Here is a 20,710-nt window from a genome sequence, read left to right as displayed (position 1 = left end):
TACTTGCTGTATTGGGAATTATTATCTTGTTTTTCCCGATCGGGAATACTATACTGAACAGAATGATGCAGATTGCGACAATTACCGATATTTCAAACCTCGTTCGCGCAAGACGGAAAGAATTGGCTCTGACTCAGGCCGACGCGGCCGGCCTTTGCGGTGTCGGCGTGAGGTTTTGGTCCGAATTGGAAAACGGCAAGGAAAGCCTTCATATCGGAAAGGTTCTGACAGTGCTTTCCCGCCTGGGCATTGCGCTGCGGGCGGAGTACTAATCCGTGAACCTCGTCGTACGGCAGTTCGACCGCGTTGTCGGCATCCTTTCCGGAACAGCAGACCGCGGCATTGTGTTCCGCTATGACCGTGAATACTGTTCAGATCCCCATGCGCGGGAAATTTCCCATTCGCTCCCGCTGAGGGACGGCGAATACCCTGCTCGGGAATGCCTCCCGTTTTTTGCGGGTCTTCTCCCCGACGGAGATCTCAAGCGGCGAATATCCGACTATCTTCATATTTCCGAATCAAGCACGCTAAAATTGCTGGAAGCGCTCGGCGGCGAATGCGCAGGAACCATATCGCTTTCAATCGAAGATTCCGGGGACTTTGCCTCGTTCGCTGAAGAACAGATCCGGCCGCAGGACGGATATCGCAGGCTTGAGACTTCCGAGATCGCGGCCATGATAGACAGGATGGCCGAAAGACCGCTGCTGACCGGAGACCGCGAACTTCGATTGTCTCTTGCGGGAGCTCAGCAGAAAATTTCGCTGGCGAGATTCGCGGACAGCTGGCATCTCCCGCTCCGCGGAGCGCCGTCCACTCATATCCTGAAACCGTCCCGCGATCCCTGGCCGGATCTTGCCGCGAACGAGTTTCTATGCATGCGGACGGCACGAGCCGCAGGGCTTCCCGTTCCGGTTACGGAATTACGGCGTTTCGAAGGAATACCGGTATTCATTATCGAGCGCTACGACCGCCTGATAACCGAAAGACCCGGAACGGAAACTCGCGGCGAGATGGTCGTGCGCATTCATCAAGAGGATGCCTGCCAGGCACAGGGCATTATGCCCGACCGGAAGTATCAGAACGACGGAGGCCCCGGTTTTTCCGACCTCGCCGGGTTGATCGGCGAATGCAGTTCTGCTCCGATTCTCGATATCAGAGTTCTTATGGAGGCCGCCGTTTATAATTTTCTGATCGGGAATTGCGACGCTCACGGAAAAAATTTTTCGTTCTTGTACGAAGCTCAGGGTGCGGATAAAAAGAGTATCGCCCGGCTCGCGCCGTTGTACGATCTGGTTTGCACTACGGCTTATGAAGGGCTTTCGACAAAGCTCTCGATGAGCATCGGAGGCGAGTACCGGATAGAACGGATCCGACTGGATCATTTTTTGCGGCTTGGCGCTGCTGCCGGAGTTTCCGAAAAATATATGAAGGGTCTTATCGACGCGATGATTCGTCAAGTTCCTCAAGCGTTTGACGCGGCGTCCGGATTGGCCGAATTGAAGGAGTGTACCGATTTGATCGATCGAATACGCCGCGGAATGCAGGAAAGAATCGCCATGCTGCGGGCGGAGTACTAATCCGTGAACCTCGTCGTACGGCAGTTCGACCGCGTTCAGTCGATCAGGCTTCGAGCCGTTTCTTCTTTTCCGCGAGGACGGCGAGGTAGCTGCATTTTCCCATTTCGATGACGCAGGGGACGACGAGTTCGTAGATAACCTGCGTGCCCTTTTTTTCCATTTCTATGAGACCCATGGAGTGAAGCAGCGAGAGATGCTTCGAGGCTACTGACTTATTGAGGCCGAGCGACTGCGCGAGTTCGCACACGCACCAGGGTTTTTCCAGAAGTTGCTCGAGCATGGCGAGGCGGTCCGGGTGTCCGATCGCCTTGAACAGCTCGGCGGTCATCTCGAATCGTTTTTTGTCTGAAGCTTTCATCCTTTTTATTGTTTCAAAGTTAGGAAACTTTGTCAAGTTTCTGCATGGTCGTTTCAGCGGTTCCTTTTTTCGGGTGCTTTTTTGCGCGGCTATTGACATTTTGATGCAATGTTTCCAATAATGGAAACATAAGGAGAATACAACATGAAAATTCAGATACTGGGAACCGGATGTCCGAAATGCAGGCAGCTCGAGGCGAACGCGCGCGAAGCGGTTTCAGCAAAAGGCGTCGAAGCCGAGATCGAGAAGGTGACCGACATAGACGAAATAATGGAGATGGGCGTGATGATGACTCCCGCCCTCGTCATCGACGGCGACGTTCGAAGCGTGGGAAAAGTTCTGACCGTCGAGCAGATTGCGGCTCAGCTGTAAAGGAAAACCAGGAAATGGCGAAAAAAGAATATAGCCCTAACATGATTCTGCTGGGACTGGCGGCGGCGTTCGCGGCGGTGTATTTCATTCCGTGGGACGCACCTCGGGTTGCAGGAGCGGTTCTGGAAGGCTTCCGGATGCTCGGGGAGTACGCTCGGGAGCATGTGCTGTTGTGTCTGGTTCCCGCGATGTTCATCGCCGGGGCGATCGGCGTATTCCTGAACCAGCAGGCGGTGATGAAGTATCTCGGGCCGAAGGCTCCGAAACCCGTAGCCTATGCCGTCGCCTCGGTTTCCGGGGCGATTCTGGCGGTGTGCTCATGCACAGTGCTGCCTCTGTTCAAGGGCATCTACAAGAAGGGCGCAGGCCTCGGTCCGGCGATCAGTTTTCTGTATTCGGGCCCGGCTATCAGCATTATCGCGATTACGATGTCCTTCCAGGTGTTCGGCTGGAAGATCGGCCTTGCGCGGACGATCGGAGCGATTTCCTTTGCGATCGTCATCGGTCTATTGATGCAGCTTATTTTTCGTAGGGAAGACGAGGCTCGCCTTGCCGACGAGCGTCTCTTTCGCGCACCTCTGGACGAGGGCGGACGGAAGCTGTGGCAGACTGTCGTATACATCGGTTCGATGGTCGGCTTTCTGATTTTCGTGAACTGGGCGTCTTCGAAGGGAGCTTCGGCGGCCTGGGACGCGGTCTACCGCGCGAAGTACTTCATCGCGGGATCCTTCGCTCTGGTTCTGTTGTTCGCGATTGCCCGCTGGTTCAAGAGTCATGAGCTCGCGGAGTGGGGCGGGGCGACACGGGACTTCGCTCTGCAGATTCTCCCGCTGCTCTTCGCCGGCGTTCTGGTGTCCGGCTTTCTGCTGGGGCGGCCCGGGCGCGAGGGACTTATTCCGAATGCCTGGATAGCGGCTCTCGTCGGCGGCAACTCCGTCTTCGCGAATTTCATCGCGGCGATCTCCGGCGCTCTTATGTACTTTGCGACTCTCACCGAGGTTCCCATTGTGCAGGGGCTCCTCGGCTCCGGCATGGGGCAGGGCCCCGCGCTCGCCCTGCTGCTGGCGGGACCGAGTTTGTCGCTTCCATCAATGCTCGTCATCGGCGGAGAGCTGGGCTTCAAGAAAACCGCTGTGTACGTGGTTCTTGTCGTCGCGATGTCCACTGCCGCCGGAATGATTTTCGGCGCGATAGCATAGAGCTCGACAGCTCTATGCTGTGCAAGCGTTATTCAGTCTAGATCGTTTGAAATTTACTTCGAAGCGATGAACTCTTTTACCTTCGCTTCGATGGCGTCGCGGATGGGACGGATGCCGGCTAGTTTTTCGGCGTCGGTGCCCGCGAGGGCGGAGGGGTCGGGAAAGCCCCAGTGCATGCGCGTGTGCTTGCCGGGGAACATCGGGCAGCGTTCGGCGTTTGACTCGTCGCAGACGGTAATCACGTAGTCGTAGTGCTCTCCGCGGTCGACGAAGTCCTGGGCTTTTTTCGCGTAATGGCCTTCCATCGAAACGCCGACTTCCTCCATCGCCTTCACCACGAGGGGATTGAGCTTTCCCGCTTCGATCCCCGCGCTCGCGACCTCGAAGCGGTCTCCGGCGAAGCTTCTGAGGAAGGCTTCCCCCATCTGGCTTCGTCCCGAATTATGAATGCAGATGAACATGACTCTCTTCTTTTCCATGGATCACTCTCCTTTTTCCCGGAACCACCGGGTTGTGCTATTCGCTATTTTTACCAGCACGAGCATCACCGGAACCTCGACGAGGACGCCGACGATGGTCGCCAAAACCACCGGCGAATCGGACCCGAACAGGGAGATCGCGACCGCGACCGCGAGCTCGAAGAAATTGGAAGCGCCGATCATCCCCGCGGGAGCGGCGATGTCGTGCGGAAGCTTCAGCAGCTTGGAGGCGGCATACGCGATGAAAAAAATCGCAAAGGTCTGGATTGTCAGGGGCACCGCGATGAGCGCGATGTGGAGCGGGTTCTTCAGTATGACGGTTCCCTGGAAAGAAAAGATGATGACAAGCGTCAGTAAAAGCCCGGTTATCGTAACTCCCGAGAACTTCGGAATAAAAGTTTTTTCAAACCATTCTTCTCCGCGCCGCGAGACGAGGGCGCGCCGCGTGAGCACTCCTGCGGTAAGGGGAATCACCACGAAGAGAACCACTGACAGAACGAGGGTTCCCCAGGGAATCGATATACCGCCGATGCCGAGCAGGAATGCGACGATCGGAGCGAAGGCCGCGAGGATGATCAGATCGTTCGTCGCGACTTGCACCACCGTGTAGGCGGGATTTCCTTTAGTGAGGTGGCTCCACACGAACACCATCGCGGTGCAGGGGGCCGCGCCTAACAGAACCGCGCCGGCAAGATAGTCCCGCGCGAGGTCCGCCGGAATGAAGGCCTTGAACGCGAAGAAGAAAAAGAAGTACGCGATCGCGTACATCGTGAACGGCTTGACGAGCCAGTTTGTCGCCCAGGTGACGTAAAGCCCTTTCGGGTTTTTCCCGACGTTTTTAATGCTCGCGAAGTCCACCTTGAGCATCATCGGATATATCATGAGCCAGATGAGAATCGCGATCGGCAGCGAGACTCGTTCGTATTCGAACCGCGACAGAAACCCCGGCACCGCCGGGAGGTAGGTGCCGATCAGGACGCCGGCAACCATGCAGAGAACCACCCACACAGTCAGGTACTTCTCGAAAAATCCGATTCTCGCCGAATCGGCTGCTTTATCTTTCATGAGCAACTCCTTTTCTTTTTTTTGCATAGGCACTGTTCGTTTGCGTGCGACGCGTCATGGATGAACCGCTCGAAGCGGTCGAACGCCTCAGAGCTCAGACTGTAATGAGTCCACTTGCCCTCGATGCGGGCAACTACCAGACCGGCGTCGACGAGGATTTTCAGGTGGTGCGACAGGGTCGGCTGGCTGAGGTCGAAGTATTCGAGTATGTCGCAGGCGCATAGCTCCCCGCACGAAAGAATGTGCACGATCTTCATCCGGTTCTCGTCCGAGAGCGCTTTGCATAACGCCGACGCTTTCTTAAAATCCATATCCGTCATCTTGGCCTCATATAGACAGGTTTCTATATATGATGATAGGTTTCAAATAGACGGATGTCAATATGTAAGTGACGAGAATACAACTTTTTTTCGGTATGATTGTTATCAAATGAATGACATGATAGCTCGCGACCGGAATATTCGCGATTTTCTGTTGGGAGAAGCGGGATGATTCCGCCCCTGCAACACCCTCCGCACGCGGGGGCTCCGCGCGCTGCCCGTTCGCCGATCGTGACGCTTTCTGCCTCGATTTTATGGCCAGTATCTTCTTTTTTCCTCTATAAAAAAAAGGCGTCAAGGAGAATCGGGGTGGACCCTGTTTCATTCAGGAGATCTCGATCCGGACGGGATTCTGATTCTGAAGGGACTATCGGACTCGGCGAGCTGCTCGGCGCGATTCTCGATTCGGGCGTCATGGTGGAACAGGAAATTATCGCGTATAGATGCTCAGTACTTGAGCAGCCTGCGCGATGTTTCGAGGTATTCTTCGCGAGAGGAGGGCCTCAGGAAGAGGGAATATTTCCGGGCGATTGGTTCTTTGATGCTGTCGATTTCGAGATTTATCCGTTCGATCATGGCGATTCCCCAAGGCGTATTCGGGGCGGCCACGCTTGCGTAGATGTGGTAGAGTCCTTCTACGCTTGAAAAGGAGAAGAGTTCCGAGGGGATGTCGAGCGCGTCGCAGAGGGCGCTGACCTCGTCTTCGTAGGCGAAAAAGCCGGCGATTCTGCGGTTTTCGAGGAGCAGGCGGAGGCGCGGAAATTCATCGGCGAGGTTCGTCAGCTCGGTGATGCGATGCGGATCGATATTCTTGAGCATTCGGTCGATGACTGGTCCGTAGCTTCGTCCGCGGACGGAGGCGATTTTCATTTTTCTATTCTCGGCAAGAAACTCATCGTTAATTTGCTTCGGGACATCCTCGTCGGCCAGGCTGACGAATTTGAGCGGGTTGATTATGACGAAGGGTTCGCTGTAACGGATGTAGCTTTCCCTGTCCGGGGTTTTAATCGCCGTCGGGAACAGCGCGTGGTCGCCGTCCCTGAGCTGTTCATAAATTCGGATAGACGGTTTTGAAATTCGCGGCCTGAGTTCTCCCGACAGTTTCATGTCGAGAAGATCCATCGCGAGGTCTGCGGCTCCGGCGCCCTTGTCGGGCCCGGTTTCGATTACATAGGGAAAGAGATACGTTTGATACCATACGTAATCGTCGGTTTGAGCGGACAAGAACGGCGCGATGAGGAATACAAGGACGGCGAGTCTCAGACGCATCGGTTTCTCCTGTTAGTTCAGTCTAGGTATATATGAACGGTATTGTCAAATTATTTCGCGTTGACAGGCTGTTTGAATATGTAGCGGGGGCGTTTTATACTTAAGCGAGGTCCTTGTAAGGAGGCTTGATATGAATGAAACCGATGTGTGTTGTCCGCAGTTCGATCCGGCTCCATGGGACGGAATCACCCATGAGTGGAAGAATAAACCGTTCATTGTCGACTCGATTCCACAGTTCCTGCACATTCCCCTTCCGGGCGCGATGGATCGGATGATGAAGCGCCTTATGAAGAAAGCCGGGGATTTCGGGATCGCTCCCGACCCGAAAGCGTATCTGCTTCTCTCCCGCGACGCGTCTCCGTGGAAGTCCGTTTACTATTACGGGGTTTCCAGGGAATTGCCCGAAGCGGAAACGGTAACGCTGTCCGGCAAGTTCATGAGCCGCGCGTTCGACGGGCCGTACAGCAAGGTTCCCTTGTTCATAAAAGAGATGGAAAAGTCCGTCAAGGCGGAGGACCGTACGGCGCTCAACTATTACTGCTTCTACACGACCTGTCCCAAGTGCGCGATAAAGTACGGGCATAATTACATTGTCGTGATCGCCGAAGTCGTCGAATGACGGGTTCCCGCGCGGAATTATAACAGCGCTTTGATTCTCTCGATCGATAAGGGTGCCGAGCCTTCGTAGTGGTTATTAAAATAAGCCTTTACGAGGCGGCTCCCCTCCGATAGGTCCCTGAGCATTGCCGCTATTTCGGGAAGATCTTTTTTCGGTTCGATTATGGTGTTCCAGACGCCCTTTGTTTTTGCTTCTATCTCTTTTCTGTCTCCGCCGAGGAGCCTGATTGCCGTGCGTTCCCCGACGAGATCCGAGTTTTTATCGTACAGTTCATAGATGTGCGGAAGATATTGTTTTTCCGAAAAAACATGCGCGACGCCGAAATCTCTCAGGGCTTTGAAATAGTCCCGGGTGAGGTAGTTCGCGTTTCTGCATTCGACTCCGAGGGGGAGGGCGTTTTTCAGACCCCTCGCTTCAAGGGCGTCGACAAAACGTTCCAGGGCTTTTAGAAACTCCACGGCTCCGCTCATTTTCTGCTTATTGAGATACTCGAATTCCAATTCTGCAAGAAAGATTCGGCTGCGAATAGCTTCGGTTCCCTTGATGTAATCGGCGTACGCGTCTACAGAAAGAAATTCCGGGTTTGATTTGAGCGGTACGGAAGATGTCCTGGTTCTTTCGTGCGTGAGCGATATGGATTCGGTAATTTTACAGGCGAAGGAAAAACCTTCCGGAGTCAGCGAGCGATATTCTTCCGCGTCCGCTGCCTCGGGCAGCTTGTAGAACCAGCTGTCTATTTCCGCAGTATTGTATTTTTCGGAGTATTCGGGAAGATACTCGGCAGACCGCGATTTTTTTCCGCTATAGACCAGCCCTGTCCAGGAATCGTAATTCCATGAGCAGGTTCCGAATTCAATTCCGATATTTGCATCCGTCATGCTCATAGTATCGCGCCGCGCTTAGCCTTTCGTCAAAAAAAATGATAGAATCGAAAGTCGAGGTGTTTATATGGATGGTACATCGAGAAGCGCGATTCGCGCCGGGTTGCGCGTCGCTATCGTGTTGAAGGAAGACCAGCGGACGGGAAATCGGACCGAGGGCGTGGTTCAAGATATCCTGACGAACTCGCCGAATCATCCGCACGGCATCAAGGTGCGTCTGGAATCCGGCCTTGTCGGCAGGGTTCAGGAGATACTGGGCTAGCCTGCCGCGCATTGCCGGAAATCGAGATTAGAAAAAAATGATAAAAAGAACGTCCAGAAATATAGATTCAGACGTATTTTTATCTGACGGATAGTATCATCCTTTTTATTCCTGATGGAATAAAAAGGAGTGGATATGAGGAAAAGAACTGTATTGGGTCTGTTTGCCGGTCTTGCGGCAATTGTGTTGCTGACTGTGTCATGCGATCAGTTAATTGGGAAGGAGGAGGACGACGATACCGGCTCTGGAAACATTGTTACTGAGCGGACTTCCGCCGTTATCGGCTTCGGCTACGACGTTACGGGAAAGTATGCCAACTCGCAGCAGATAAAAAGCGCGGTTCTTGATCATGACGCGCTCCTTAGGGCCGGTCAAATAAAGAGAGATTTGAATATATTGTATTCTGAATTCAGTACTATTTCCGGAACAGAAATTCATTCTTATCAGGAACATCTTGCAACTGACATCATCGTAGGCGTTTCTGTGGGTGTTCCCTCAGCGGCATCCTTTTCGGCAGAAGTCGGCAATCGGTTCGATAAAACACAATATGAAAGCTCTTCCTACGCTTTCGCCACCAGCACGTCGCGTATAAATAAAGATGCTTATTATGTTGTCGACAAAAAATCGCCAGCTTCCCTGAAAAACTATATTTCGTCAGGATTCGCAGCGGATCTGGTGGCTTTGAACGCCGATCTATTGATCGATAAATACGGAACACATGTTATGCTCGGCGGGATTTGGGGCGCACGGCTTGATTACAGCATCACCGCAAAGAAGAAAACCGGACAAACGGGAAAGTCTATCGGGAACTATGTGAAGGTTTCTGCAGAAGCCACCATTAAAGGCGTCCAATTAGGGGTAACAAATTCTACAGCCGTTAAAACCTCTTTTGCTGAAGAATTTGAAACCTCTTCGCTTGATCACAAGACCATTGCGTACGGCGGCGACGCAGAATATGCACAAGCCGTCCATGATAGTTTCGATTATTCAAAATGGATCGACTCCATCGACGCTAATCCCGTATGGTTCGACTATTATAATGAGAGCCTCCAGCCGATATACGAGTTCATAACAGATGAAACAAAGAAGGCAGAAGTAAAGGCCGCCTTCGACGCGTATCTCGACGGGAAAAAAATCCAGGTTACGAGCGATGCGCCGGTTTTGAAAGAAATGACGCTGACTCCGCTAAACCAAGCGCATTTTGGATTTACCAGTTTGATTTCGAACGGGAACGACGGCGATATCGGCAGTGGCAATGGAAAAAACACCTATTATGAGCTCGTCATCGCCCTTTCATCGAACAGCAAGAAAATTATCGCGGATTGCAAGCTCTCGGTGTGGGAATTAAACGGAACTTTCAATACGCGATACGAAGGAACAGAAAAGTTTGAGTTCACTACCGATAAAACCATCGCAGATATCGTTGGAACTAAAGTGTACACATTGAGCGGACATTACATCAAGCAGGTGCGTAAAGAGACTATTGAACTCACTGGTAATAATGCCTGTCCGTTCCTTACTCGGCTTGTGATAGGGCTGGATTCGCCTAGTCTGGATGATAAGTCTTCGATCGGACTCGAAGCCGATTTCAAGATCCCCTACGGATACTGGGAGTAAATCGCCCGGCAATTACGGCGGGTTTCGCAGGCATTCGGTTCGCATTGCCGGAAATCGAGTTCGCACTGCGAGCGATCGAAAAACGCCCAGCCGCGCTTTGCCCATGCTGGCGTTCCGCGGCGGGGCGTTTCCGTCAGGTCAGTTTTTTGAATAGGTTCGCTGGATTTTCGAGATCTGCTTCCACTTTTTCTTTTCGAGGTGGCCGGCGGTTTCCCTGCTGCGCGCTTCGTTGTACCGGCTTTCCTTTTTGAGCGAGAGATAGCTTTCGCACCTGTCGCTTTCGAGGAGGCCTGCGTCCACCGCGGCGCGCACCGCGCATCCGGGTTCGCTCGTGTGGGTGCAGTCGCCGAAGCGGCAGGCTGACGCGTAGGCGGCGACGTCCGCGAAGCATTCGTCTATCCCTGAGTCGTGACCCTGGAGAGCCGCTTCGCGGATGCCGGGCGTGTCCATCAGCAGGGCGCCGTTTTCCATCATGACGATTTCCCGCGAGGTGGTGGTGTGCTTTCCCTTCATGTCCTGCTCGCGCACGTCTCCGGTTTTCGCTATTTGCGAACCGAAGAGGGCGTTGAGGAGGGTCGACTTGCCGCTGCCCGATTTGCCGAGGAGGAGGAATGTTTTCGCCGGTTCCAGCCTGGCCTTCAGTTCCTCGAGGCCGAGCCCCGTGAGTGCGGAAACCGCGTGGATCTCCGCTCCCGGGGCGGCCTTCCGGGCTTCGTCCGTCATTTCCTGCGGATGTTCGGCCAGGTCCGCCTTGTTGAGTACGACGATAGGCGCGACGTCGTTCGAGCACACTATCGAAAGATAGCGCTCCAGGAGGCGCGGGAGAAAGCCCCGGCCGGAGTCGAGGGCGAGCACGATGAAGGCCGCGTCCACGTTGGACGCGAGCAGCTGCTCGTCGCTTTTCGCTCCGGCGGTTTTCCGCGAGACGACCCCGCGCCGCGGAAGCACCGCCTCTATCACGGTCGCGCCGCCTTCCTCACGGCACGCCACGAAGTCTCCCGTAGTCGGGTAGTCGGACGGGAGCGCCGCCCGGTAGGCGAAGGCTCCCGAGACTTGAGCATGCGTTGCTCTGTCCCCGTCGGTAACCTCGTACGATCCCTTCGCCGAAGCGATGACCCGCCGGATGCTTTGCGCTTCCCAGCCCCGCGACTTCGCGTCTTCTACTACTTTCTGCGTACATCCCCAATCTATTAGCGTCATTTCCGTGTTTCCTCTGTTATCGTCCGCTTTCTGCGGGCGTCGGTATTCATCCGCGCGACGCTGATGCGCACGCGCGCGATGAGCGAATTTCTTCTGAAGACGAGCGGGTCGGTTATAACCTGACGCGCGAAACCAGATCCGGTATGAGTGAAGCGATATAAAATTTGAACGAGATGCCCCGTATGCGGGTAGGATGGGCGCGAAGCGGCGCGGAGGGGGGGGATAACAGGCGGCTCGAGCGTACGAGACGCGGTCGAGCGAAGTCCCGGTTTTGTGAGAGCTATTTTCCCTTCGCGATACCCCTGAAGAGGGCATCCCTTGCTACAATCTCCGACATGAACGACCTCCTTAAGGATATGAAAGATGCTTTGATGGTATAGCCGGAGTCGGCGAGTTGTCAAGCTCGAGGGACAGAGCAACATCCTGCGGGGACAGAGCAAGGCATAGGGGGACAGAGCAAGGCATAGGGGGACAGAGCAAGGGCATGCGGGGACAGAGCAAGGGCATGCGGGGACAGAGCAACGGCATACGGGGGGCGATGCGCCCCTGCATGGGTGTTCGGACGCGGGGGCTCCGCGCGGGGACGTTCGCCCCGCGCGAAAGCTTTCTGCCTCAGTTTTTGTTTTGCTTTTTCAGGATAAGGACGCGCACGCCTTCTACGATCTGAAGAATCGCGAGGAAGGTGAGGACGGCGCCCATGAAGGCGAGGAGGTAGTTCGGTTTTTCCGTGACGAGGTTGTTGCGGATGATGAAGAAGAGAGCGGTGAGGGTGACGGAGAACATGAAGACGAGGGGAACGATGGTTTCCCAGGACTTTTTGCCTTTTTTAACGACCCAGGCGGTTACGGCAAGGAGTGCGAGCGCGGCGAGAAGCTGGTTCGCGGAGCCGAAGATGGGCCATATTTTCTGGTAGCCGTAGACGAGGAAGGCGACGGATACGGCGATAGTCGCGGCGGTCGCGAGGTAGATGTTGGAGAAGGGGTTGGCTCTTTTCTTCTCGTTGTTAGAGCCCTTGCTTCCGGAGGCGATCTCCTGCATGAGGTAGCGGCCGATGCGGGTCGCGGTGTCGAGGCTGGTGAGCGCGAAGGCGGAGTAGGCGAGGATGATGAACACCTTTCCGACGCTTTCGGGGACTCCGAAGCCGGACATGAACCAGGCCACTCCGTTCGCGAAGATCTGGGCGGGAGAGCCTTGAGCCTTGGCGACGTAGCCGACTGCGATGATCGCGATGATGGCGAGCAACCCTTCGATGAGCATGGAGCCGTAGCCGATGATCTGGGCGTCCGGCTTTTCGCGGTTGATCTGCTTGGAGGTGGTTCCGGAGCTGATGAGGGAGTGGAAGCCGGAGATGGCTCCGCAGGCTACGGTGACGAAGAGGAAGGGGAAGAGGGTCTGGTTTTTCACGACGAAGCCGGTGAAGGCGGGCTGCTCGATAACCGGGTGGCGGATGATGATGCCGAGGAAGGCGCCGATCATCATCGCGTAGAGGAGGAACGAACAGAGGTAGTCGCGCGGCTGCAGAAGGAGCCAGACGGGCATGATCGAGGCGGCGGTGATGTAGACCATCAGGATGATCTGCCAGGTGAGCTTGTTGAACTTGAGAATGGGGAAGGCGTAGCCGAACCAGATGCAGAACGCGAGGAGTGCGACTCCGGCGACGGACGCGACGGCGAGCGGCGCGTTCTTCCGGTAGACCATGAGGCCGAAGGCGATCGCGAGGAATATGAACAGGACCGAAGCGGTTCCCGCCTGGGCGCCGGTGAGGAGCTCGGGCTTTGCCGGATCGAAGGCGAAGGTCGCGGCGCAGATGTCGGTGAAGGCGGCGACTACGAGGGTGATGGTGAGCCATGCGTACCAGTTGAAGATGGACTTGGCGCGCGGGGAGATGTTCTCCTTGATGATTTCGCCGATTCCCTTTCCTTCGGTGCGCAGGGACGCGACGAGGGAGCCGAAGTCGTGCACGCCGCCGATGAATACGCTTCCGACCAGGATCCACAGGTAGACCGGGAACCAGCCGAAGACGCTCGCGAGGATGGGCCCGGTGATGGGTCCCGCTCCGGCGATCGAGGAGAAGTGGTGGCCGAGTATGACCTTTACGTCCGCCGGGACGTAGTCGATGTCGTCCCTCTTGGAGTGGGCCGGGGTGGGCGCGTCGGATAGGCCCCACTTTTTCGCGAGAAAGCCGCCGTACACGATGTAGGCGACGAGGAATACGAATATTCCTCCGAACAACAGCACGAGAGAGTTCATGTGAAAGTCCTCCTAAAAAAGCGTTTTGTTATTTTTTTCCTTTTATCGCTAAAAGGTTTGCAGCCATGCGTTTCGCGCCCGGGCTCGCGCGCACCGTTCCGGTCGAAAGATCGACTACCGCGACCGCGAGTTCGGTCCATCCGTGGAAATACCATTTATGGGGTGTGCTTTTGCGGAACGCGCGGAGCGAGCGGAGGGCTGCGCGGGTTTCGGGTTCGGCGGCGTCGAGCGAAGGCACCGCGACAACGGAGACAAAGAGGCTCGATTTGTGGTTTCTCGACGGCGAGACTGTATCCTTCGCAAGGAGGTCGAGGGCGGCCGCTTCTCCGGCGAGGGTTCGGCGCGTAAAGGCTTCCGCGGACCTGATGAGGCACCACTCGGCGCTTTCCATGGAGTCCACCACGTTGGTTTTGCCTAAAAATGTCTGATTAAGGGTCGAGCTGTGCCGCGCCGCCGTTTCCCAGCGCGAGAGGACGGGAATCGAGGCGTCGACGATATCGAAGTAGGAGGCGAGCCGGCCCAGGAGCAGTTCTCTGTATTCGCCGAAGTTCATTATACTTCAGATGCTACAGCGTAAATAAAGTTATGTACAGCGGGAAACGATACTTTTTTCTCTATATACGGGTAAGGGGGGAACGCCTTCCCCCTCGGCTCCAAAAGTAAAGCACCCTTTCTATACCTACCGGTAGGTATAGAAAGAGTGCTTTACGTTTTTCCGCCTCCCCCTTCTTTCAATCCAGCTGGAGTTCGTCCAGTTTTTTGCCCATTTTCAGGATGCCCATTTCGTTGTCCTGGCCGATCTGGCGGAGTTTGAGGGCTTGCTCGTTGACGGTTTCGCTTTGGGCGGAGATGGCGCCGGTTTCTTTTTCGACGCGGCCGCTGCGCTCGAGGATGGTTTGAAAGGCGGCCTCTGTTTTCTGGACGACCTCGGTGATCTCGCCGATAGAGCCGGTGATCACCGTATACAGAGCGTGCAGGTCCCGGATGATGCTGTTGATCTCGCCGGTGCCGCGGGAAATGTCCGCCATGCCGTTGATGATTTCGCTGAGCGCTTCGCGGACTTCCTTGGTGCGTTCCTTGATGGAGCTGAACTGGCGGAGGCTTTCCGCGCTTTCCAGATAGGCCTCGTGGATGTCCTGATTATTGCGCGTCAGGATGTCCCGGCTTTTCTGCGAGTTCGTGTTCGTCTCCACCGCGAGCTTGCGGATTTCGCTCGCGACCACGGCGAAGCCCTTTCCCCGTTCGCCCGCGTGGGCCGCTTCTATGGCGGCGTTCATCGCCAAAAGATTGGTGCGCGCGGCGATTTCTTCGATAACCCCGATTACCGCGAGCACTTCTCCCGAGGAGACTTCCAGCGTTTCCAGCGATTTGATCGTGCCGGTGAACACTTTTTCCGTCGTCGCGACGTCTTTGGCCAACAGTTCGATCGAAGCGGACTTCGAGCGGGCTGATTCGGTCATCTCCCTGACCGATACATCCATTCCCTGCACGGTGCGCGAGGTTTCGTCCACCTTGCGCATCTGGTCGCGGATCTCCCGCTCCACCTTTCTGGTTTCCTCCGCGAGCTTTTTATGCTCGCGGCTGTTATCCTGTATCGTCGAATCAAGGTCGACAAAGAGCTCCCGCACGGTTTTCGCGCCCTTCTCGATGCCCTGCATGTTGTGCACGGTCGTTTCCGCGACGGTCGACAAGTCCTGGCCGATCGCCATCGTGGTTTGCGAGGCGCGGATGAGTTCCTTCATCTTATCCAGCCGATCCTTCGTTTTCCGGTTATTCAGTTCGAGCGTGCTGACGATTTTTTTTTCCACTGTAAAATTGATGGAGAGAAAAACCAGCACGAGGGCATAGAAAAACACCGCCAGGGCGAAGGTATAGACGAGTCTGCCCCTGTTTTCGATCTGGTTCGGCATTAACCGTAATAAAAGGTAGGCGAAGCCGAGGAGTATCTGTTGTATTCCGACCATCCACAGCTGCCGCTTGCTGTATCCGGTAATGACGGCGATCATGGTGATCGGCGCGCAGAAGAAAAAATAGAGAAATATATCCCGGTAGGAGATGATCTCCTGGGCCAGGGTGATGACGAGCGGCAGAAATCCGATCCCGAGGTAATACAGCGTGCTTACGGCTCGATATTTTCCCTTCGAAACGAACCAGAGCGCGATTGCGGACATGACCGTCATCGACATCGACGACGGAATGTTTCCGTAGTTTCCCGTTGCCGCGTGGAATGCGCTGGCTACGAAGAGGGCAGCCGCGAGGATAGCGAGCAGCACGATGAAATTCCGGCTCTTGATGGCGATGTTGACCGGCTGTTCTTCGTAGATCGCGGAAAGTCTGTCTAATATGCGCATAGTATCAGTATATCCTTTGAGATGGTATTGGCTTATCCGGATTACATCCGGATATCGGCAAAGCTCAATGCGTCTTCTCCCAGAATATGTTTTGATATAAGGTCGTTGCAAATAAATAATATAAAATCGTAGGTAGAGGTTTTTCCTTCCGCGTAATCCTGCGTCAGTCCGGTTAGCCGGGAGAGGAGGCGGATATGTTCCTGCTTATGATGCCCGATAAGCGAACAGTTCCGCTTTTCCAGGTAGTTCTGCTCGTCGATGTAATGTTCTTCAGTATGCGCATGCAGTTCCTTCAGAATAGCCTGGATTGTATCTTCGCCTTCTGAATTCACGATCGCGTCGATCAGCTTGTTCGACAGCGCGAAGAGTTCCCGGTGCTGGTGGTCGTAGATGTCGACTCCGACGCTGTATTCGTCCTTCCATACCAGATGCAAAAGGAGCAGTTCATGGCCGGTTTCCTGTCCCGCCGTCTCGGGATCCATGCCCGAGGCCGCGATTGTTTTGTTCCGGCCCGTCTTTTTAGCGGTATAGAGCGCGGCGTCCGCCCGCTTGAACCAGCTGTCGAAGGTTTCGTCCGCGATCAGCTCCGCTACTCCGATGCTGACCGTTATTCCGTCGCATTCCTCGAACCTAAGATTTTCGCAGGCTTTACGGATCTTTTCCGCAAGAACGATGGCCTGGCTTTCTTCGGTGTCAGAAAGGAGCGCTGCGAATTCTTCGCCGCCCCAGCGCGCGACAAGGTCGGTGCTTCGCCGGTATTCGGTCAAGGTTTCTGCGAGACGCTTGAGGACAATGTCGCCTACGTCGTGCCCGTAGGTGTCGTTCACTTTTTTAAAGTGGTCGATATCGATTATAAGCAGGGAAACCGGGGCGTTCGCCCTCTTTTTCCGGTTCATCTCGAATTGTATCATCGGCTCAATTGCCCGGCGGTTCAGGAGATTCGTAAGGGGATCGTGGAGGGCCAGGGCCTGCGCCTTTTCCCTCTCTATGCTCAATTCCGCGTTTACGGTTCTGAGTTTTCTGTACGAGTGGATAATGATAAGAATCCCGGTGAGTAAAATGAGAAAAAAGGCGATGAGCACGATGTTTACAACGACCAGTATCAATTTTGCGTGAGTAATATAGAACGGATCAGGTTTGTTGATCACGAAGGCGTCTTCCGGGATTTTACCCGTTTCAAGTCCGTACCGATCCATCGCGGTCCAGTCTATCATGCAGCGGGTTATGCTATAGTCTTCAGAAAACGAGCCTGTCTGCAGGTATTCTTCGATTCCCCGCAGAAGTTCGCGCGAGGTTCTGATCGCGCTGAGCACATGGCCGCCGACTGTTCCGCTGCCTACCAGCGTTTCCCAGAGGGTGAAAATCGGAGCCGGCGAAATTTCGGCGAGCCGAGAGAGATGTACTCTCGGAATCGTCTGCGTTCCCTCCGAGTCCCGGGTTACAAAGGTATAGACAACGGCTGCCGTCGGGGGAAGCGCCTTGAGGCGGTCTTCAAGCTCTGCGAAGGTGAAGTCCTTGAATACCGTCAGCGCAATAGTATCCGGCACAAGGCTGGCAAGTTCGGCCGCGACTGTCGCGCTGGTAGCCGGATCGCCTTCTATAAGGAACACTTCCGTCATTTCCGGAAACACCGATTGCATCAGAGCCCAGGTCTTTCTGATGCCGAGCGCGTACTGGGAATCGAGGCAGAGCACGTTATCTGCCGCGTATTCGAGATTGGACGTGTAATACGCCTTGGGCAAATCCGTCGCGAAGCCGCATTTTTCTTCTATAAAATTGCAAGCCTGGTCCGAGTTTCCGATAACGCCGTCGAGCTGCACCGATTCGTATTTCGCCGCGAGAAACGACGCAAAGTTTTCGATTTTATCCGGATCGGAAAAACGCGTAATGTCGAGCTCTTCAAAATACAGCTCTATCGCTCCCTTTTTTTCATCCGCGTACTGTCGGAGGCCGAGATTGAAATACGCCGACCAGGGATAGGTCGGATTGAAGGTGTTGACCACGAGAATCTTCTGGGCGAAGGCCGGGCCCAGGGAGAGAAAGAGGAGCATGCCAAGGATGTACAACCTACTTTTTATCTGCATTCATTCCGTCCTTCTTACCAGTATAGTATAGCAGATGAACGCTCCCGGGGCAAAAAAGCCATCGGCCTTCTAAAACGTTCCCTATTTTAACCTCATCGGCAGATATTTCTGATATACTGAACGCTCAATATATTTTCGGAGGAACCATGGATCCTGTCGCAGAGGCAGCTCAGAGCGCCAAAAAAAAGAAATTCATCGTTAAATCCATCTTCATTGCCCACGCCGAACGGATCGGCTGGATCCGCACCCTGTTCGGAGGCTTTCTCCAATACGTCAGCGTATTAGAATTCATCTTCCTGCACCTGACGACCATCATCGTGCTCTACAAATGGATTCTGACTCCCTTCTTCAAGCTGAGAAAGCTTCGCATCAGGGACTTCATCCTCCTCGACCGGCATAAAATAGAAGGAATGTGCTTCTTCGACAAAATCAACTGCGAGTTCTGCGGCTACGCGAACGGAACCGCCCGCATCTGGAACGAAGAAATCGACGAAGTCGCCGCCGCGGACCTGCGCACGCGCAACCCGGTAAAAATTCTGGTCGCCGGAGTCTACACGCTCTGCCTCCTCAGCTTCCTCGTGTTCACCTTCATTTTCTCGAAGATTCTCTACCTCTTCATCTCGCTGTTCCTGGGGATGCACCGCGCGAGCACCAAGGAAATCATGAAGGGCTTGAAAGACCGCGATTACGCCGGCCGCCATGGAGCCGTGCTTCGCTTCATTATCCGCGTTACGAAAGTGTACGCGTCTTCCCTCGCGCTCAACCTTGAACAGATCGAATCGAGCTGGTGCCCGCTCAAGCACAGCGAACGGGAAGGCAACGTCTACTCCGAACACCACGACAACTTCTACCCGCAGGACAAGCTCGCGGAAGTGGTGGAAGTGCTGGGAACGGTGGGCACGGTATCGGACAAAAAGCCCAAGTACTGATACAGAATAAAAAAAGGGGGGGGAAGTCTCCCCCTCGCTTCAAAAAATCAAGCGCGGTCGAACCGCAGGACGAAAGCCTTCTCGGGTTTTCGTCTTGCCGGTTCGCTATACCTACCGGTAGGTATAGAAAGCGCGCTTTACTTTTTTTCCGCTACCCCCTCGTGACTCTTTCTTCGCGGGGGCTCCGCGCATCCCGACCTCGCCCCTTGCGGCCCTTCCTGCCTCAGTCTTATTCAAGAATCTTGCACCTGCTTTCGACGAGCTGCCGGAGGGACTCTCTGCGGTGATCGGGCAGGAAGCCAATGTTGTCTGTTTTCTCAAGGAGCGACGGAAGCGAGCGGATTTTCGCGATCAGGTTGCGCGCGGCTTTTTCTGGAAGGCCGATCGAGTGCGCGAAGCGGAGAAAATCGTTCGCGGAGAGTTTGTTTTTTTTCCCGTTGATGGCGAGCGCGCTTTCTTCAGCGTCTTCGGGGATGAGCAGTTTCGTGGGGACGAGGTCGTAGGCGGGAGAGAGGCGGAATCCTGCGTCCGATTCGATGAGGGAATAGTTTTTAAGGTGCATGTCCGCGTTGCCTGAGGCGAAATTGAAGAGCACTAGATAGAAGAAATCGGCGAGGTCGAGCCCGGTGCGGTGCGAATGGGCTTTGATTATTTTTGCGCATTGTTCGCAGGAGCCCTTGTATTTGTCTTCCGTAAGCCGCAAGGACAGCTGGCAGAAGTCTTCCATCGCTCGTTTGCGGACCGTGTTTCCTTTTGCGCTCGAGATGCGGTCGATTCGACGGGTGATATATCCGGTTTGTCCTGAGACTGTCCGGACAAGGGCGTGCGGTACTGTTTCGATTCCCGCTTTTTCGGCGAGGCTCATGAGCGCGTGCTCAAGGGTTGGAAGGTCAGGATATTCTGCGACCGGCGGTTTGAAAATATAGCCTGAGGGGTAGCCGACGAGGGTGAGACGTTTGGAACCGCTTTTCTCTTCGAGGCGAAGGGACATCTTTTTTTGAACGCCGGTAACCGTCATCCCTGAGGCTACGGCTGAACGAGCGAATTTTTCGAGCGTTTCAGCAGTCGCGTCGATTTCCGGAATAACCGGGGAGCCGAAGAACTTTCTCACGCAGGAGGCGTGCCACTGGGCGATTTCCGGCAGTCCTGCAAGGCTTTTTCCGCAGCACAGGCAGCGTCCTTCTGTTTCTCCGGGAGTCATTGCGGATCTCCGGGAGTTACGCTGATGTTTCCGATGCAATCCCGGCACACTGCCAAAAGGAGTCCCATCCGGTCTCGCGGGTCGAGTTTCCAGTTGTGCACGGAGATATCCAGGAGCCATCCTTCGGGAATGAGTCCGTCCAGGAAGGGTATGAAGGTTTTGGAAATCACGGGTTCGGCGCTGAGCGGCAGGGTGAGGGAGATGGGGCGCGCGGCGGGATCTGCGAGCCAGCTATCCAGATACGCGAACTCGTATCCTTCGTCGGTTTCCGTGATGGTCGCGGCGGGTTTATTTTCCCTCCAGATTATTCCCCGGCGGTTCATTGCGAACTCCGCACCGGCGCCGCGCGATAGCCGAACATTGCCAGCGCCTGATTGACCTTATCGAGTCTGAGCGATTCCTTCCCCTGTTCGAGATCGCGGATAAATCTGATGCCAAGACCGGATTTGAGCGCGAATTCTTTTTGCGTCAATCCTGCGTTTTTACGCTCGTTTTTAATGCACTCTGCAAAAGTCGTATCGTCCATAATTCTGTGATAATCCCTAACGGGTATAAAGTCAATAGTTGGTGTATTTTTATACCCTTTAGGGTGTAATAGAGTTGTTTTGTGATATTTATATACCTTTTCGGGTATAGTAAATCAAGTCTAACATGCGCTTGAATAGGTATTTTTTTCT

22 protein-coding genes are annotated in these 20,710 nt (G+C 54.7%); 8 read left to right on the top strand and 14 right to left on the bottom strand.

The genetic code is table 11. From position 1 onward, the window contains the following. The first annotated feature begins 62 nt into the window (after nucleotides 1-62). Together K7J14_RS05260 and K7J14_RS05255 are read left to right on the top strand one after the other, a co-directional pair. A complete protein-coding gene (locus tag K7J14_RS05260) occupies nucleotides 63-272 on the top strand; it encodes a helix-turn-helix transcriptional regulator (protein ID WP_230754003.1) in 210 nt (69 codons plus the stop codon). Nucleotides 273-275: 3 nt separating this feature from the next. Further along, nucleotides 276-1,577 carry a type II toxin-antitoxin system HipA family toxin gene (locus tag K7J14_RS05255; RefSeq protein WP_230754001.1) on the top strand — a complete coding sequence of 434 codons (1,302 nt, stop codon included), beginning with the start codon at nucleotides 276-278 and terminating at the stop codon, nucleotides 1,575-1,577. A 43-nt stretch (nucleotides 1,578-1,620) separates the two neighbouring features. Here K7J14_RS05255 and K7J14_RS05250 read toward each other — a convergent pair whose 3' ends face one another. After that, complete coding sequence (locus tag K7J14_RS05250; RefSeq protein WP_230753999.1) at nucleotides 1,621-1,935, bottom strand: ArsR/SmtB family transcription factor; 315 nt, start codon at nucleotides 1,933-1,935, stop codon at nucleotides 1,621-1,623. Nucleotides 1,936-2,079: 144 nt separating this feature from the next. On the opposite strand from K7J14_RS05250, the gene K7J14_RS05245 reads away from it, so the two are divergent. Together K7J14_RS05245 and K7J14_RS05240 are read left to right on the top strand one after the other, a co-directional pair. Beyond that, the gene (locus tag K7J14_RS05245; protein ID WP_230753997.1) at nucleotides 2,080-2,307 is read left to right on the top strand and encodes a thioredoxin family protein; all 228 of its coding nucleotides are present in this window, start codon (nucleotides 2,080-2,082) and stop codon (nucleotides 2,305-2,307) included. A 14-nt stretch (nucleotides 2,308-2,321) separates the two neighbouring features. Then, a complete protein-coding gene (locus K7J14_RS05240) occupies nucleotides 2,322-3,506 on the top strand; it encodes a permease (protein WP_230753995.1) in 1,185 nt (394 codons plus the stop codon). Nucleotides 3,507-3,559: 53 nt separating this feature from the next. Here K7J14_RS05240 and K7J14_RS05235 read toward each other — a convergent pair whose 3' ends face one another. From K7J14_RS05235 to K7J14_RS05220, 4 genes are all read right to left on the bottom strand, one after another. After that, the gene (locus K7J14_RS05235; protein WP_230753992.1) at nucleotides 3,560-3,985 is read right to left on the bottom strand and encodes an arsenate reductase ArsC; all 426 of its coding nucleotides are present in this window, start codon (nucleotides 3,983-3,985) and stop codon (nucleotides 3,560-3,562) included. Between the two features lie 3 nt (nucleotides 3,986-3,988). After that, the gene (gene arsB, locus K7J14_RS05230) at nucleotides 3,989-5,050 is read right to left on the bottom strand and encodes an ACR3 family arsenite efflux transporter (protein WP_230753990.1); all 1,062 of its coding nucleotides are present in this window, start codon (nucleotides 5,048-5,050) and stop codon (nucleotides 3,989-3,991) included. Continuing rightward, entirely contained in the window at nucleotides 5,047-5,370 is a 324-nt protein-coding gene (locus tag K7J14_RS16090; protein WP_330165586.1) for an ArsR/SmtB family transcription factor, read from the bottom strand. The genes arsB and K7J14_RS16090 overlap by 4 nt, the downstream gene beginning before the upstream one ends. A gap of 447 nt (nucleotides 5,371-5,817) precedes the next feature. Continuing rightward, nucleotides 5,818-6,639 (bottom strand): hypothetical protein, encoded by an 822-nt coding sequence (locus tag K7J14_RS05220; RefSeq protein WP_230753989.1) that lies wholly within the window; start codon nucleotides 6,637-6,639, stop codon nucleotides 5,818-5,820. A 130-nt stretch (nucleotides 6,640-6,769) separates the two neighbouring features. Between K7J14_RS05220 and K7J14_RS05215 the strand changes: the two genes are divergently transcribed. Beyond that, complete coding sequence (locus tag K7J14_RS05215) at nucleotides 6,770-7,258, top strand: hydrolase (protein ID WP_230753987.1); 489 nt, start codon at nucleotides 6,770-6,772, stop codon at nucleotides 7,256-7,258. 17 nt (nucleotides 7,259-7,275) lie between these two features. On the opposite strand, the gene K7J14_RS05210 is transcribed toward K7J14_RS05215, so the two are convergent. After that, nucleotides 7,276-8,136 (bottom strand): DUF72 domain-containing protein, encoded by an 861-nt coding sequence (locus K7J14_RS05210; protein WP_230753985.1) that lies wholly within the window; start codon nucleotides 8,134-8,136, stop codon nucleotides 7,276-7,278. Nucleotides 8,137-8,206: 70 nt separating this feature from the next. On the opposite strand from K7J14_RS05210, the gene K7J14_RS05205 reads away from it, so the two are divergent. Together K7J14_RS05205 and K7J14_RS05200 are read left to right on the top strand one after the other, a co-directional pair. Then, complete coding sequence (locus K7J14_RS05205) at nucleotides 8,207-8,401, top strand: YwbE family protein (protein ID WP_230753983.1); 195 nt, start codon at nucleotides 8,207-8,209, stop codon at nucleotides 8,399-8,401. A gap of 135 nt (nucleotides 8,402-8,536) precedes the next feature. Then, nucleotides 8,537-10,018, top strand: coding sequence for an MAC/perforin domain-containing protein (locus K7J14_RS05200; RefSeq protein ID WP_230753981.1), 1,482 nt, complete (start codon nucleotides 8,537-8,539; stop codon nucleotides 10,016-10,018). Nucleotides 10,019-10,156: 138 nt separating this feature from the next. On the opposite strand, the gene rsgA is transcribed toward K7J14_RS05200, so the two are convergent. From rsgA to K7J14_RS05175, 5 genes are all read right to left on the bottom strand, one after another. Continuing rightward, a complete protein-coding gene (gene rsgA / locus K7J14_RS05195) occupies nucleotides 10,157-11,218 on the bottom strand; it encodes a ribosome small subunit-dependent GTPase A (RefSeq protein ID WP_230753979.1) in 1,062 nt (353 codons plus the stop codon). Nucleotides 11,219-11,830: 612 nt separating this feature from the next. Beyond that, on the bottom strand, nucleotides 11,831-13,468 hold the full coding sequence (locus K7J14_RS05190) for a carbon starvation CstA family protein (RefSeq protein WP_230753977.1): 1,638 nt from the start codon (nucleotides 13,466-13,468) through the stop codon (nucleotides 11,831-11,833). Between the two features lie 28 nt (nucleotides 13,469-13,496). Then, complete coding sequence (locus K7J14_RS05185; protein WP_230753975.1) at nucleotides 13,497-14,021, bottom strand: hypothetical protein; 525 nt, start codon at nucleotides 14,019-14,021, stop codon at nucleotides 13,497-13,499. A gap of 178 nt (nucleotides 14,022-14,199) precedes the next feature. Then, the gene (locus K7J14_RS05180; protein ID WP_230753972.1) at nucleotides 14,200-15,819 is read right to left on the bottom strand and encodes a methyl-accepting chemotaxis protein; all 1,620 of its coding nucleotides are present in this window, start codon (nucleotides 15,817-15,819) and stop codon (nucleotides 14,200-14,202) included. Between the two features lie 41 nt (nucleotides 15,820-15,860). Further along, nucleotides 15,861-17,903: a diguanylate cyclase gene (locus K7J14_RS05175; protein ID WP_230753971.1), complete on the bottom strand. Its 2,043-nt coding sequence runs from the start codon at nucleotides 17,901-17,903 to the stop codon at nucleotides 15,861-15,863. 146 nt (nucleotides 17,904-18,049) lie between these two features. Between K7J14_RS05175 and K7J14_RS05170 the strand changes: the two genes are divergently transcribed. Then, the gene (locus K7J14_RS05170; protein ID WP_230753969.1) at nucleotides 18,050-18,832 is read left to right on the top strand and encodes a hypothetical protein; all 783 of its coding nucleotides are present in this window, start codon (nucleotides 18,050-18,052) and stop codon (nucleotides 18,830-18,832) included. Nucleotides 18,833-19,061: 229 nt separating this feature from the next. Here K7J14_RS05170 and K7J14_RS05165 read toward each other — a convergent pair whose 3' ends face one another. The 3 genes from K7J14_RS05165 to K7J14_RS05155 are packed head-to-tail and all read right to left on the bottom strand — an operon-like array spanning nucleotide 19,062 to nucleotide 20,559. After that, complete coding sequence (locus K7J14_RS05165) at nucleotides 19,062-20,033, bottom strand: HipA domain-containing protein (RefSeq protein ID WP_230753967.1); 972 nt, start codon at nucleotides 20,031-20,033, stop codon at nucleotides 19,062-19,064. Then, nucleotides 20,030-20,356 (bottom strand): HipA N-terminal domain-containing protein, encoded by a 327-nt coding sequence (locus tag K7J14_RS05160; RefSeq protein WP_230753965.1) that lies wholly within the window; start codon nucleotides 20,354-20,356, stop codon nucleotides 20,030-20,032. Before K7J14_RS05160 ends, K7J14_RS05165 begins: the two co-directional genes overlap by 4 nt. Next, nucleotides 20,353-20,559: a type II toxin-antitoxin system Y4mF family antitoxin gene (locus K7J14_RS05155; RefSeq protein ID WP_230753962.1), complete on the bottom strand. Its 207-nt coding sequence runs from the start codon at nucleotides 20,557-20,559 to the stop codon at nucleotides 20,353-20,355. The genes K7J14_RS05160 and K7J14_RS05155 overlap by 4 nt, the downstream gene beginning before the upstream one ends. Nucleotides 20,560-20,710: the final 151 nt, after the last annotated feature.

The sequence above is a fragment of the Teretinema zuelzerae genome (assembly GCF_021021555.1).
Lineage (GTDB): Bacteria > Spirochaetota > Spirochaetia > Treponematales > Treponemataceae > Teretinema > Teretinema zuelzerae.
The sequence above is the reverse complement of the archived record's forward strand: the minus strand, read 5'-3'. Positions and strand labels throughout refer to the sequence as shown.

What these genes read in the sequence shown, in the direction of transcription:
- K7J14_RS05210 (WP_230753985.1), bottom strand. Translation starts at nt 8,136, where the DNA reads ATGACGGATGCAAATATCGGAATTGAATTCGGAACCTGCTCATGGAAT.
- rsgA (WP_230753979.1), bottom strand. Translation starts at nt 11,218, where the DNA reads ATGACGCTAATAGATTGGGGATGTACGCAGAAAGTAGTAGAAGACGCG.
- K7J14_RS05165 (WP_230753967.1), bottom strand. Translation starts at nt 20,033, where the DNA reads ATGACTCCCGGAGAAACAGAAGGACGCTGCCTGTGCTGCGGAAAAAGC.
- K7J14_RS05200 (WP_230753981.1), top strand. Translation starts at nt 8,537, where the DNA reads ATGAGGAAAAGAACTGTATTGGGTCTGTTTGCCGGTCTTGCGGCAATT.
- K7J14_RS05260 (WP_230754003.1), top strand. Translation starts at nt 63, where the DNA reads ATGATGCAGATTGCGACAATTACCGATATTTCAAACCTCGTTCGCGCA.
- K7J14_RS05155 (WP_230753962.1), bottom strand. Translation starts at nt 20,559, where the DNA reads ATGGACGATACGACTTTTGCAGAGTGCATTAAAAACGAGCGTAAAAAC.
- arsB (WP_230753990.1), bottom strand. Translation starts at nt 5,050, where the DNA reads ATGAAAGATAAAGCAGCCGATTCGGCGAGAATCGGATTTTTCGAGAAG.
- K7J14_RS05215 (WP_230753987.1), top strand. Translation starts at nt 6,770, where the DNA reads ATGAATGAAACCGATGTGTGTTGTCCGCAGTTCGATCCGGCTCCATGG.
- K7J14_RS05235 (WP_230753992.1), bottom strand. Translation starts at nt 3,985, where the DNA reads ATGGAAAAGAAGAGAGTCATGTTCATCTGCATTCATAATTCGGGACGA.
- K7J14_RS16090 (WP_330165586.1), bottom strand. Translation starts at nt 5,370, where the DNA reads ATGACGGATATGGATTTTAAGAAAGCGTCGGCGTTATGCAAAGCGCTC.
- K7J14_RS05175 (WP_230753971.1), bottom strand. Translation starts at nt 17,903, where the DNA reads ATGCAGATAAAAAGTAGGTTGTACATCCTTGGCATGCTCCTCTTTCTC.
- K7J14_RS05250 (WP_230753999.1), bottom strand. Translation starts at nt 1,935, where the DNA reads ATGAAAGCTTCAGACAAAAAACGATTCGAGATGACCGCCGAGCTGTTC.
- K7J14_RS05205 (WP_230753983.1), top strand. Translation starts at nt 8,207, where the DNA reads ATGGATGGTACATCGAGAAGCGCGATTCGCGCCGGGTTGCGCGTCGCT.
- K7J14_RS05190 (WP_230753977.1), bottom strand. Translation starts at nt 13,468, where the DNA reads ATGAACTCTCTCGTGCTGTTGTTCGGAGGAATATTCGTATTCCTCGTC.
- K7J14_RS05240 (WP_230753995.1), top strand. Translation starts at nt 2,322, where the DNA reads ATGGCGAAAAAAGAATATAGCCCTAACATGATTCTGCTGGGACTGGCG.
- K7J14_RS05160 (WP_230753965.1), bottom strand. Translation starts at nt 20,356, where the DNA reads ATGAACCGCCGGGGAATAATCTGGAGGGAAAATAAACCCGCCGCGACC.
- K7J14_RS05180 (WP_230753972.1), bottom strand. Translation starts at nt 15,819, where the DNA reads ATGCGCATATTAGACAGACTTTCCGCGATCTACGAAGAACAGCCGGTC.
- K7J14_RS05185 (WP_230753975.1), bottom strand. Translation starts at nt 14,021, where the DNA reads ATGAACTTCGGCGAATACAGAGAACTGCTCCTGGGCCGGCTCGCCTCC.
- K7J14_RS05220 (WP_230753989.1), bottom strand. Translation starts at nt 6,639, where the DNA reads ATGCGTCTGAGACTCGCCGTCCTTGTATTCCTCATCGCGCCGTTCTTG.
- K7J14_RS05245 (WP_230753997.1), top strand. Translation starts at nt 2,080, where the DNA reads ATGAAAATTCAGATACTGGGAACCGGATGTCCGAAATGCAGGCAGCTC.
- K7J14_RS05170 (WP_230753969.1), top strand. Translation starts at nt 18,050, where the DNA reads ATGGATCCTGTCGCAGAGGCAGCTCAGAGCGCCAAAAAAAAGAAATTC.